The sequence below is a fragment of the Pseudomonas sp. P4_C1 genome, from assembly GCF_056402155.1.
On sequence record NZ_JBFUHY010000031.1, the window covers coordinates 42,130 to 54,806 of the forward strand.

Genomic DNA, 12,677 nt, shown 5'->3' on the forward strand with positions numbered 1-12,677 from the left:
GGGGGCAAAACCTGCGAGTGTCGCTTTATTGAAAGAAAAAGACAGAATTGCGGCGGGGGTGTTGAAGGGCTTATAGCCGGATTCAGTGCATTCCCTGGCTTTACTGCGCTTTTCATTTCGGTGACTCAATTGCATCCGGGTTTTTCTGCCAGACCAGCGACGTTATCATTCGCGTCGATTTCTTTTCCGGACAGTCCCATGAATCAAGAACCTAGCACCCTCTATGCCAAGCTGCTTGGTGAAACCGCATCTATTACCTGGAAAGAGCTGGAGCCGTTCTTCGCCAAGGGTGCCCTATTGTGGGTCGATCCTGGCCTGGATTTGATCGCCGCCGCCGAGGCCGTGGCCCAGGATGAAGGGGAGAAAGTGGCTGCCTGGCTGGCCGCTGACAAACTCGCCAAGCTGTCTGAAACACGGGCGCTGGATCTTTTTGAGCGTGATCCGCAGCTGTGGGCCGTGGTTGTTTCGCCGTGGATTCTGATCCAGGAAAGGGCGCAGGCTTAAAAGGTTGCACATTATTGGTGCGTTCCTTTCAGGGATAAAAGTGTGTAGCCGGGTAGCGTGATGGCATGTTGCCGTGAAGAAAGGCTACAGCTTCACGGTGACGTAAACGTAACGGGAACAGTTGAGAGGACAACTGAACGGCCGCTCAATTGTTTCTGGATGTTGATATGCAGTGAATTCAAGGCCGCCATCGTCGGAACGCCGCCCGGACCAAGCTCGCTCCCACAGTTGACCGCGTTCTCTCTGAAAGAATGCGATCCCTGTGGGAGCGAGCTTGCTCGCGATGGCGGCGACGCGGTTTTGCGTCTTATTAAGCTGTCTTGCCCGTATGGTTATTCAACGAAATGACCTTGGTCTTGCCAATGCGGTGACGGTAGATCTCGCGCAGGTACTTGATCGCTTTCTTCACACAGTCGCGCGACAGGCGAATGTCGTTGATCGAGACGAATTTGTCCTTGTCGTTGATCAGCTCGCGGTACTTCTTCTCGTACATCGGCTTGATCGCGTACCAGTTGGTATCGAGGATCTTCGCCGGGTTCTCGAATTCGTTGAGTAACTCGTCGATCCGGTCTTCATCGAACTGTTCGTTGATGATGAAGTCCAGGATCGAGTTGTCCAGGGTCTCGTCGAAGCGGTACGGGTTTTTCGCGAAACAGCGCTTGATGAACGCCACGATCAGCGTCAGGAAGTCGTCCGACAGGCACGGGCTCTTGGCGATCAGGGTGGTCAGCGACAGGTTGGCCGAAGCACCGATCACCAACGCGTAGCGCTTGAGCGTGGTGTTGGGGAACAGGCTGTTGAGGTGAGTCTTCAACCGGTTCAAATCCATGTAGGACAGCTTGTAGTCCTTCGGCAGGGAAACGATCGACACCACCGACGAGCAATTCTTGAAGAAGTGCAGGTCATGCAGCGCCGCCGCGTCGTAACCCGAGTTCTTGTACTGCTCCAGCGACGCGCGATAACGCTTGGACTCGATCGGCAACAGGCTGATGCCTTCGATGGCCTGGGTGACCTTGTTGAAGTGCGGCAGGTCGATCGAACGGAAGAACAGGTCATCGATGTTCAGGCGCTGCGGCTCTTTCTCGAACACCTTGAATTTGTCGCTGCTCTGCGGCGGGGTTTCCGGCACCACGGACTCTGCGTAGGCAATCGCCACCGGGCCGGCCAGGCTCATGAACAGGTCGTTGGCGTCCAGGCGGATGGTTTCGCCGATGTCGATGCCGGCGCGACGGAAATAGTTCTGGTCGTAGTCGGTGGTCACCGCCTGGGCCGTCAGAATGTTGAAGATCTGCTGCGAGATGTATTGGTTGGCATGCTTCTCCATGGCATTGACATCAATATTCTGGATATTGCCGTCATCGTTCTCTTCGGCGTAACGCATGATGTCGTTGGAGATCAACATCATCGCGTTCCATGGGCGGATGCGGCCCATGACGCTGGCTTCGCTGCTGTCTTCGTTGGCGAAGTTGTAGGAGAAGTCCCACTCTTCCGACAGGTACTTGCACAGCAGGCGGCCGGCGTTGATGTGCAACGCCTCGGACATTTCACTGCGGTGATCGGAAATGTTCGGCAATACACAGATGCCACTGGTGAAGATCGGTTCGAAGACGAAGGAGTGGCCGCTCTTGCTGTCGTGCTCGTCCATCGGTTTGGTGTCGAACGTCTTGTTCATGTACGAGTGCTGTTGGGCCAGACCGAATTCCGAGGCCATGCCCGAACCGGTACCGCCACCGGCACTGAAGATCGAGAAATACAGGCGCGACTGGTTGGCCTTGATGCCGCAGCTGTCGATCAGGTACGAGTGGATCATCTTCCAGTCAGGGCTGGAGAAACGCTGGGTGTCCTTGTTCAGGATGATCTTGGCCAGGTACTGGCCGAGGATCGGCGCGTTACCGGCACCACCGGCGTGGACTTCCGACAAGTCCATGATTTTCATCTTGCTGTAGTCGCGCAGGAAACCGCTTTTTTCGCCCTTGCGCGAGAAACGGATGCGTCCGGCGATGTCCTTGTCCAGGTCGCCGAGCATCACCAGTGGCTCGACCAGAAACACCGGCTTGGTGTTTTTGTTCTGGCCCAGGCGCAAGTTGTTGCGGATCCACTGGGCCGGGCTGTAGCCCTTTTCGGCAAAACGCTTGTCTGGCGACAGGCGATCTTCGTTGTTGAATTCGTTGAGGTAGAACTTGCGGGCGTTGTACACCAGCTCCGCCACGTCCAGCGCAATGTTCGAGCCGCAGCGGCCCAGGCCGATCAGGCACACCGACGGGAATTCCTGATCGCTGTGCTGTTCGCTGTCGCCTTCCAGGTGCGGTGCGCGCGGGAACACCATGTCGCGCAGGCCGTCGAGGTTGTCGAGGATGCGGTCGGTGTTGGTTTCGGTGAAGTACAGGTATTGCTGGGTTGCCAACGGGCGCGATTGAATCAATGGCTTCGGTGATGACGGGCTGTTGGCCGCGGGGCTCAGCGTCAGATCGGTTACCGCAGTGGCCGGGTTGTTTTTAGAAGTCATTGTTCGCCATCTACCTGGGCTGATTGGTTGGCCGACTCGCAGTCGTCGAACCGTCACGGAATAGAATCGCGTCTTTTTTCAGCGCGTATTTGGACCATGCCTTGGTCCTTGGCCTGAGCATCACTCGGCGTGAATCCTTTCCTGAGTCATGATGGATCGGCCAATATTTGGCGATCTTTAATCAAAAGGAGGCAAAATGATGTCAACGTTACCTTCGCTGGGGTTTGCCGGGGTCGGCCTGATGGGGTTGCCAATGTGCCGGCGCCTGCTGGCGGCGGGTTATCCGCTGGCGGTATGGAATCGCAATCCGGACAAGTGCAAGCCACTGGTGGAGGCCGGCGCACGCCAGGTCGCCAGCCCGGCCGAACTGTGCCAGCACGCTGACGTAGTGATGTTGTGCCTGGCGGATACGTCGGTCGTACGCGAGGTAGTGTTTGGTCCGGCAGGCATTATCGAGGGGGCAAAGAAAGGCCAGTTACTGGTGGACTTTTCCAGCCTGGAGCCCAATGCCACGCGGGAAATGGCCGTAGAACTCGCCGGTAAAACCGGCATGGGCTGGCTCGACACGCCGGTGTCCGGTGGTGTGGTCGGGGCTGAAACCGGGAGCCTGGCCATCATGGTTGGCGGTGACGCGCAGGACCTGGAACGGGTCCGCCCTGTCCTGTTGAACCTGGGGCAGCGTGTGACGCACATGGGCGGTGTCGGGGCAGGGCAGGTGACCAAGGCGTGCAATCAGATGATCGTCGCCTGCAATGCCTTGGTGATTGCCGAAGTGGTCGCGTTGGCGGAACGTTCCGGGGTTGATGCCAGCCTGATCGCCGAAGCGCTGGCCGGCGGTTTTGCCGATTCGAAACCCTTGCAGATCCTCGCCCCACAGATGGCGGAAAACCGTTTCGAGCCGGTCAAGTGGCACGTGCGCACGTTGCTCAAGGATCTGGATACCGCGGTAAAGTTTTCGCGAGAGCAAGGCTCGGCGACACCGATCAGCGGCCTGGCCGCGCAGTTGATGCGCCTGCATGGGAGTCAGGGTTTCCTTGAAAAAGACCCGTCTACATTAGTACAGATGTACCGTGAGCCAGACTCAGCGTCGTGACGGTATAGGCGTGCTTGCGCTGGTTGATTTCGTTCAGCACCGGATGCAGCTCGGCCAATGGCACCGGCCGACTGAGCAAATAGCCCTGAACGAAGTCACAGCCATGGTTTTCCAGGAACTGATATTGCTCGAAGGTTTCGACCCCTTCGGTGACCACTTGCAGGTGCAGGGTATGGGCCATGACGATGATCGCCTGGACAATCTCCATGTCCTGGGTGGCCTTGGGGATGTCCTGGATGAAGGAACGGTCGATTTTCAGCGTGTTGAGGGGCAAGCGCTTGAGGTAGGCCAGGGATGAATAGCCGGTGCCGAAGTCATCGATCGACAGCGACACGCCGAGGGCACGAATCTGTCGCAGCAACATCAGTGTGTTGGCGATATTGCCCATCAAGGCGTTTTCCGTGACTTCCAGTTCCAGGCGGTGGGCCTCCACTCCGGCGGCTCGCAATGCGTACTCGATTTCATCGGCCAGTTCTACGCGCGCCAGGCTCAGGGGCGAGCAATTCACGGCGATCTTGAGGTCTACGCAACCCAGGCGCAACAACTCGCCCAGATCCTCGCAGGCCTTGCGCAGCACCCAGTTGTCCAGTTCGGCGATCAGGCCGTTGGCCTCGGCGATGGCGATAAAACGATCCGGCACGAGGAAACCATGGACCGGGTGTTGCCAGCGGATCAAGGCTTCAAGCTTGCTGATCTGACCGGTCTTGAGGTCATAGATCGGCTGGTAATAGAGCATCAGGCCAGTGTCTTCACGCAAGGCATTGCGCAGTTCTTCTTCCAGTTGCAGTTCCAGTGTGGCGCGGGTTTTCAGGTTGGCGCTGAAAAAGCTCAGGCCGTTGCGGCCACCGCCCTTGGACTGATACAGCGCAAGGTCGGCGTTCTTCAGCAGTTCTTCACACGTCTTGCCATCCTCCGGAAACAGGCTGATGCCGATGCTGGTGGTCATGACCATGCGCCTGCCGGCCAGTTCGATGGGCTCCTTCATTTTCAGCATGATGCGTTGGGCCATCTGCCGCGCCTCTTCACGATCATGCAGGTCGATGAGCAGGCAGAACTCGTCGCCGCCGAAACGCGCGACCACATCCTCGTGACCGCGAACCGAACTCTTGATGTGCCCGGCAAGCACTTTGAGCAGTTCGTCACCGGCATCGTGGCCAAGGCTGTCGTTGATCCGCTTGAAATGGTCGATGTCCAGGAACATGACCGCCAGCATCCCGCCTTTGCTGGTTTTCTCGATGAGTTTTTCGGCGAAGACCTGGTTGAATCCGCGGCGGTTGATCAGGTTGGTCAGCGCGTCGTGGTGCGCCACCTGTTGCAGCGACATGCGCGCCTGGTCCAGCTGGCCGAGCAGGGAGTTGACCCGTTGCAGGTCGTGGTCCTTGCGTTGCAGTTTCTTGTCCGCCAGCGCCGCGCTGATGCTGCTGCCGATGATCAGCAGGGTCATGACCGCCACGGTCAGTGCCAGTTGCAGTTGGCTGTGATCGCCGGTTTGCGCTGGCAGGCTGCCTTCGGGTAGTACCAGGTTGAAGGCGGCCATGGCAGTGAGGTGCATGCTGAGGATGCCAGCCCCGAGCAACAGGCTGGCGCAGTATTTGGTGAGCTGATGCAGCATGCCGGCGCCGTCGCGCAGATACCACGCCAGTAACAAGGCTGCCAGTGCGGCACCGATCGCGATCACGATGGAAAGGGCAAACAGGCCCGGATGGTAATAGACCGAGGCATTGGAGTGCATGGCCGTCATGCCCACGTAATGCATGGTCGCGATACCCAGGCCGATCCCGATCGATGACGTGAGGCACTGTCGCAAACTCAGCTCGGGAAGGCTGAGGGTATGCATGGCCAGCCACGCGGCGAGCAGCGCGATGGTTAGCGAGAACACCGTGACAGGCAGTTGGTAGTGAAGATCGATAGGCGCCTGGAATGCCAGCATCMCGACGAAGTGCATGGCCCAGATACTGCCGGCCAGGCATCCGCTGCCGACCCAGCGCCAGAGCGTTTGGGAAGCGGATTTTTCAGCGTGAGCAACCCGTTCGGCCATGTCCAGTGTCGCGAAGCTGCCGACACAGGCGACCAGATAAGCCAGCAGCACCAGAAAAGGGTCATGTGTGCAGTTAAGTATGAGCTGCCCACTCTCTGGTAGCTCGGTAAGGAAATGCAAACCAAGCCACTCCATAGCATGCCCCCATCGTTATCCATCAGGCCGGCGCAAGGAGCGTCGGCGAATGTCCTGGAGTATAGAGGGCATGGGTGGAGCACAAGTGATAGTGGCACATTGATGCCAATGATTTTGGCATTAGCCTAATAGCGATTAGTGCTAATGCTCAGGCGATTTGCTTCTGAGGCGTCTCGAATGCGGGTTGCAAGGCCGGCAAGCCGAATGCGGCACGAGCCGCGTCGCAATCGGGATTGGCCAGGCCATCGACCCACGATGCGTCGAATTCCCGGCAGGTACTGGAGCGTTTTTCGTAAATCGAGCACTGCACCGTACTGCCCACGTCCCCCACCAGGCTGGTGCAGCGCACGGGTTTGCAGCCGGTGCCGAGCATCGCGACCCGACTGGGGCTGATCTGCTCGACAAGCTCATCGGGTACCGTTCCCCCGGACGAGGCGCATTCCCCCCAGAAAAATGACACGCGAAAATGAGAACAGCAGGCACCGCAATTCAGACACGGACTGGCTTCGGACATGGGCGATTATCGTAAAGAGGGGTGGAGACACAGGGGGGAAACAAGGCCGCTATTCTAGGCTTCGCCAACGGCTTGGGAAGGGGGGGCGAAAGGTATTTTTCAACGACCGGACGGACTGCGAAATACCCGCCCTGCGAAAGCTCCTACAAGTTGCGACCCATGGGTTGGTATCAGCCTGGCGAATAATGAAAGACAGTTGTGGCCGGCCTGTCTAGATTGCAAATTCCGGGGGCAGTGACGCCCCAAAAACAATAAAAGAGACGGACCCATGCAGAACTCGACCCAAGCGGCCAATGCCTGGCGCATTCTGTTCCTGTTGTTCCTGGCCAACCTGTTCAATTTTTTCGACCGCACCATCCCGGCCATCATCATCGAGCCCATCCGCATGGAATGGCACCTCAGTGATTTCCAGTTGGGGATCATCGGGACGGCATTCACCATCGTCTACGCCATTGCCGGCTTGCCATTGGGGCGCATGGCCGATACCGGCTCGCGCAGCAAGCTGATGGGTTGGGGGCTGGCGGTGTGGAGCGGGCTGACGGCCATCAACGGCATGGTGGGCAGTTTCTGGAGCTTCCTGATCGTGCGCATGGGCATCGGTATCGGCGAGGCCAGTTACGCGCCAGCCGCCAATTCGCTGATTGGCGACTTGTTCCCGGCGCACCGCCGGGCTCGCGCCATGGGTATCTTCATGCTCGGGCTGCCGTTGGGGCTGTTGCTGGCGTTCTTCACCATCGGTGCGATGGTCAAGGCCTTCGATAGCTGGCGCGCGCCGTTCTTTATCGCAGCGGTGCCCGGACTGGTCCTCGCGGTCTTCATGTTTTTCATCAAGGAACCGAAACGCGGCGCCGCCGAGAGCGTTCAAGTGTCGCAGGAAAAGATCGACCGGCCGATCCGTCGGGTACTGGCTGTGCCGACCTTCCTGTGGCTGGTCATGGCCGGCCTGTGTTTCAACTTCGCCACCTATGCCTGTAACTCGTTTCTGGTGCCGATGCTGCAACGGTACTTTCTCATGCCGTTGCAGGATGCCGCGGTCGCCACCGGAGTTATTGTCGGCGTGACCGGGTTGGTCGGCCTGACCCTCGGTGGCTGGATCGCGGACAAGATTCACCAGCGGATTGCCAACGGGCGGCTGTTGTTTGCGGCCTTCAGCCTGATGATTTCGACGGTCTGCACCGCGTGGGCGCTGCATTCCGGGCGCATCGAGATCGGTGTGTTTGTCGCCGTCTTCAGTCTCGGTTGGCTGTTCGCCTACAACTTCTACACCTGCGTGTACACGGCGATACAGGATGTGGTCGAGCCGCGGTTGCGGGCGACGGCCATGGCGCTGTTCTTTGCCGGGCTGTATCTGTTGGGCGGCGGTTTGGGGCCGGTGGTGGTCGGGGCCTTGTCGGATCACTTTGCCCACACGGCGATGCTCGAGGCAGGTGCGGAACAGATGACTGAGGCGTTTAAAGCGGTCGGCCTGCATGACGCGATGTACCTGATTCCGGTGGCGCTGTTGTTCACGGTGGTGTTTCTGGTGCTGGCTTCGCGGTGTTTTGTGCGCGATGCCAAGCGGATGAAGGAAGGGTTGGTGGCAGTGATTGAGTCAGAAAATACTGTGGTGACTGCTTAACCGCCATCGCGAGCAAGCTCGCTCCCACAGGTTCTGTGTACGACACGGACACTGTGGGAGCGAGCTTGCTCGCGATGAGGCCGTCAGCAGCACTACTGAAATTGAAGTAAAAAAAAGGCCCGCATCACTGCAGGCCTTCTTTTTATGGCGGTGGAGGAGGGTTGTTAACCCGCCACCAACACCCGAATCGCTTCCAGTCGCAGCGCAGCCTTATCGAGCATGGCCAGGCCTTGCTCGCGTTGTTTGCGCAGGGCAACCAGTTCGCTGTCGCGTACGGTCGGGTTGACCGCTTGCAGCGCGGTCAGGCGTGCCAGTTCTTCTTCGGTATCGGCGGCCAGGCGACGCTGCGCCTCGGCGACACGTTCAGTGTGACGGGGCAGGATCTTCGCTTCACCGGCGTTGATCCGTGGCGTCAACTGGTCACGCTGGGCCTGGATGAACTTGTTGGCGCTGGCACGCGGCACGCTTTCAAGCTGATCGTTCAAGGTTTCGAACGAAACGCGGGCCGACAGGTCGTTGCCATTGGTATCGAGCAGGCAGCGCAGGGCGGCCGGCGGCAGGTAGCGGCCCAGTTGCAGTGAGCGCGGGGCAACCACTTCGCTGACATACAGCAGTTCCAGCAACACGGTGCCCGGCTTCAGCGCCTTGTTCTTGATCAGCGCCACGGCGGTGTTGCCCATCGAGCCGGACAGGACCAGGTCCATGCCACCCTGAACCATCGGGTGCTCCCAGGTGATGAACTGCATATCTTCGCGAGACAGTGCCTGGTTGCGGTCGTAGGTGATGGTCACGCCTTCGTCGTCGCCCAGCGGGAAGCTGGCATCGAGCATTTTTTCGCTCGGCTTGAGGATCAGCGCGTTTTCCGAATGGTCTTCACTGTCGATGCCGAAGGCGTCGAACAGGGTTTCCATGTAGATCGGCAGGGCGAACTGATCATCTTGCTCCAGGATATCTTCCACTAGCGCATCGCCTTCGCCCGCGCCACCGGAGTTCAGCTCCAGCAAGCGGTCGCGACCGGTGTGCAGCTCGTCTTCCAGACGCTCACGCTCGGCGCGGGCTTCGTCGATCAGCGCTTGCCACTCGCCATCGTCGGCCTCTTCCAGCAGCGGCAGCAGGCGCGGGCCGAACTGATGCTGCAAGGCGTTGCCGGTCGGGCAGGTGTTGAGGAATGCGTTCAGTGCTTCGTGGTACCACTGGAACAGACGCTCTTGCGGGCTGGTTTCCAGATACGGCACGTGCAGTTCGATGATGTGCTTCTGGCCGATCCGGTCCAGACGACCGATGCGTTGCTCCAGCAGGTCCGGGTGGGACGGCAGGTCGAACAGCACCAGGTGATGGGAGAACTGGAAGTTGCGACCTTCACTGCCGATTTCCGAGCAGATCAGCACTTGCGCGCCAAACTCTTCATCGGCGAAGTAGGCGGCGGCGCGGTCACGCTCGAGGATGTTCATACCTTCGTGGAACACCGTGGCCGGGATGCCCGAGCGCACGCGCAGGGCGTCTTCCAGATCCATGGCGGTTTCGGCGTGGGCGCAGATCACCAGCACTTTGGTGCGCTTGAGCATCTTCAGCTGATCGATCAACCATTCGACGCGGGGGTCGAATTTCCACCAGCGTTCTTCTTCGCTGGTATCCGGCTGGGCCTGGAAACTGACTTCCGGGTACAACTCGGCGTGATCGCCCAATGGCAGTTCGAGGTATTGGTCCGGGCACGGCAGCGGGTACGGGTGCAGCTTGCGCTCCGGGAAACCCTGCACGGCGGCGCGGGTGTTACGGAACAGCACGCGGCCGGTGCCGTGGCGGTCGAGCAGTTCGCGCACGAGGCGCGCGCTGGCTTCGGTATCGCCATCGTTGACGGCGGCCAGCAGGGCTTCGCCTTCGTTGCCGAGGAAACCGTGGATGGTCTTGTGGGCTTGTGGCGACAGGCGTCCCTTGTCCAGCAACTCCTGAACGGCTTCAGCCACCGGGCGATAGTTTTCGCTCTCGGCGCGGAAGGCTTGCAGGTCGTGGAAACGGTTCGGGTCGAGCAGGCGCAGACGAGCGAAGTGGCTGTCCTGGCCCAGTTGTTCCGGGGTGGCGGTCAACAGCAGCACGCCGGGAATGGTTTCGGCAAGTTGCTCGACCAGCGAGTATTCAGGGCTGACCTGATCTTCGTGCCACACCAGGTGATGAGCTTCGTCGACCACCAGCAAGTCCCAGCCGGCCGCGAACAACGCATCCTGGGCTTTCTCGTCGTCCACCAGCCACTCAAGCGCGACCAGCGCGAGTTGGGTGTCTTCGAACGGGTTGCTGGCATCGCTTTCGATGAAGCGCTCTTCGTCGAACAGCGCGACCTGCAGGTTGAAACGGCGGCGCATCTCGACCAGCCACTGGTGCTGCAGGTTTTCCGGGACCAGGATCAGCACACGGCTGGCGCGGCCCGAGAGCAATTGGCGATGGATAACCAGGCCGGCTTCGATGGTTTTGCCCAGGCCCACTTCATCGGCCAGCAGAACCCGTGGCGCGATGCGGTCGGCGACTTCGCGGGCAATGTGCAACTGGTGCGCGATCGGTTGCGCACGCACGCCGCCCAGGCCCCAAAGGGAGGACTGCAACTGGCGGCTGGTGTGTTCCAGAGTGTGATAACGCAGGGAAAACCAGGCCAGCGGGTCGATCTGGCCGGCGAACAGACGGTCGCTGGCCAGGCGGAACTGGATGAAGTTCGACAGTTGGGTTTCCGGCAGGGTGACCACTTCGTTCTGCCCGTTGAGGCCGTGGTAAACCAGCAGGCCATCAATGTCGTCGACTTCGCGGACGGTCAGTTTCCAGCCTTCGAAGTGAGTGATGGAGTCACCCGGCGAAAACCGCACGCGGGTCAGAGGCGCATTCCGTAGCGCGTACTGGCGGGTGTCGCCAGTGGCCGGGTAGAGCACGGTCAACAAGCGACCGTCCTGTGCCAGAACGGTGCCTAAACCCAGCTCGGCTTCGCTGTCACTGATCCAGCGTTGCCCCGGTTGATACTGCTGCGCCATGCTGCCTGACTCCCACCTGAAAAAGCCGGCTATCTTAACGGAATGAGGGCTTCAGGGCCAAAGGACTCTCAGAAAAACTCACAGTCTTACGTTAGTCCACCTGTGCATGGTGCGCCGCCAGGTGCACTAATGAGTGCCAATCGGGTCACAGTTTGCGACCGATGGCTCAAGTCGCCATCCCCGCAGCCGACAGCCTGCTGACAGGAGACCGAAACCATGCTGCCACCGATGCTCCCCCTGAGTGCCGTGCCGATCACTTCGCAAACCGACCCGATCCGCCAGCGTCCGGACATTCCACCGGTGGTGCCGGTGCAGGAAAGCTCCAGTGAAAGCACCATTGACCTGCAAAAGCGCAATCCTGAAGAGGACGGGTTAGTGCTGCGCGAGGAACAGCGCCGCAAGCAGGAGCAGCAAAGACGTCGCCGCGAGGCTGATCATGACCCCGAGGCGCACCTGGCGATTCCCGGTGATGAACTCAATGCCGACAACACCGTGCCGGTGGCGCCGCTGATGGAAGATCAGCCGCGGCAGGGACTGTGGGTCGATATCGAGATTTGAGCGCAGGCTGGTCAGCGCGCCCTTCAGGCCGCATTATTGGCGCAGGGTTGCCGAACGCTACGGTGGCTGAAATTCATTTCAAGCGATGCACATGACTGCCATGAGCCAAGACGACAAACTGATTGACCTCAACGCTGAACGCGCCAAACGTATCCATGACCTCAATGACAAGCGGCTCAATGAAGTTCGCCAGGCGTTCGAACAGGCCATGCCATTGGGCAAGGCCAAAAAAAAGCCGAAAAACAAACCGAAAAAGCGCTGAAATCCCCCCCGCATTCATTGATGCGGGTCAAACTTTCCCCTTCCTCTTGCCCAGTCTCGGGCGACATTGATCCCGGTCAATATTCTCTCCTGCCCGTTTGGTTAACTTAGCCCTATCGCAACAGGCCAGGTGCAGGAGACGCGTCATGTTTTTCGACAACGTGGTGATCGCCGGAGTGCTGACTGTCGGCCTCATGTTTGTGTTTTTTGCAGGATTCGGACTTTTTATCTGGAAGGATTCGCACAAGCGGAAAAAACCGTAGTTCTTTCTGGATGTAATGAGCACGCAAGGCATTTTGGGCAACTTCGGTTGCCCTTTTTTTGTGCGCCCAGCATGGGCGCAATCTTGCGGGTGAAAGTCCCGTCGTAAGCTGACCACAGCGAACGAAGTGAAGCGCAACTGCATGAGGGCGACCGAGTGTGGGGAGGAAGCGTGAAT

The 12,677-nt window shown here is 59.3% G+C and carries 10 protein-coding genes; 6 read left to right on the forward strand and 4 right to left on the reverse strand.

The window, feature by feature from the left end:
* The first annotated feature begins 198 nt into the window (after positions 1–198).
* Positions 199–504, forward strand: a complete 306-nt coding sequence (locus AC1DU9_RS17905; RefSeq protein WP_108227850.1) for a DUF2288 domain-containing protein — start codon at positions 199–201, stop codon at positions 502–504.
* A 310-nt stretch (positions 505–814) separates the two neighbouring features.
* Here the strand turns inward: AC1DU9_RS17905 and AC1DU9_RS17910 are convergent, their stop codons facing one another.
* Positions 815–3,010, reverse strand: a complete 2,196-nt coding sequence (locus tag AC1DU9_RS17910; protein ID WP_477810565.1) for a hypothetical protein — start codon at positions 3,008–3,010, stop codon at positions 815–817.
* A gap of 196 nt (positions 3,011–3,206) precedes the next feature.
* On the opposite strand from AC1DU9_RS17910, the gene AC1DU9_RS17915 reads away from it, so the two are divergent.
* Positions 3,207–4,103 (forward strand): NAD(P)-dependent oxidoreductase, encoded by an 897-nt coding sequence (locus AC1DU9_RS17915; protein WP_223463202.1) that lies wholly within the window; start codon positions 3,207–3,209, stop codon positions 4,101–4,103.
* Here AC1DU9_RS17915 and AC1DU9_RS17920 read toward each other — a convergent pair.
* Positions 4,060–6,276: a putative bifunctional diguanylate cyclase/phosphodiesterase gene (locus tag AC1DU9_RS17920; protein WP_477810566.1), complete on the reverse strand. Its 2,217-nt coding sequence runs from the start codon at positions 6,274–6,276 to the stop codon at positions 4,060–4,062. The genes AC1DU9_RS17915 and AC1DU9_RS17920 overlap by 44 nt on opposite strands.
* A gap of 148 nt (positions 6,277–6,424) precedes the next feature.
* Complete coding sequence (locus tag AC1DU9_RS17925) at positions 6,425–6,790, reverse strand: YkgJ family cysteine cluster protein (RefSeq protein ID WP_046043993.1); 366 nt, start codon at positions 6,788–6,790, stop codon at positions 6,425–6,427.
* Between the two features lie 268 nt (positions 6,791–7,058).
* On the opposite strand from AC1DU9_RS17925, the gene AC1DU9_RS17930 reads away from it, so the two are divergent.
* Positions 7,059–8,408: a spinster family MFS transporter gene (locus tag AC1DU9_RS17930; RefSeq protein WP_223463204.1), complete on the forward strand. Its 1,350-nt coding sequence runs from the start codon at positions 7,059–7,061 to the stop codon at positions 8,406–8,408.
* Between the two features lie 164 nt (positions 8,409–8,572).
* Here the strand turns inward: AC1DU9_RS17930 and rapA are convergent, their stop codons facing one another.
* Positions 8,573–11,419: an RNA polymerase-associated protein RapA gene (gene rapA, locus AC1DU9_RS17935; RefSeq protein WP_223463205.1), complete on the reverse strand. Its 2,847-nt coding sequence runs from the start codon at positions 11,417–11,419 to the stop codon at positions 8,573–8,575.
* Between the two features lie 216 nt (positions 11,420–11,635).
* Here rapA and AC1DU9_RS17940 point away from each other — a divergent pair, with 216 nt between their 5' ends.
* The 3 genes from AC1DU9_RS17940 to ccoM all read left to right on the forward strand — a co-directional run bounded on the left by AC1DU9_RS17940 (position 11,636) and on the right by ccoM (position 12,501).
* On the forward strand, positions 11,636–11,977 hold the full coding sequence (locus AC1DU9_RS17940; RefSeq protein WP_108216746.1) for an aspartate-semialdehyde dehydrogenase: 342 nt from the start codon (positions 11,636–11,638) through the stop codon (positions 11,975–11,977).
* Positions 11,978–12,068: 91 nt separating this feature from the next.
* Positions 12,069–12,239 carry a hypothetical protein gene (locus AC1DU9_RS17945; RefSeq protein WP_223463206.1) on the forward strand — a complete coding sequence of 57 codons (171 nt, stop codon included), beginning with the start codon at positions 12,069–12,071 and terminating at the stop codon, positions 12,237–12,239.
* Between the two features lie 145 nt (positions 12,240–12,384).
* A complete protein-coding gene (ccoM, locus tag AC1DU9_RS17950; RefSeq protein WP_305729722.1) occupies positions 12,385–12,501 on the forward strand; it encodes a cytochrome c oxidase subunit CcoM in 117 nt (38 codons plus the stop codon).
* The last annotated feature ends 176 nt before the right edge of the window (positions 12,502–12,677 follow it).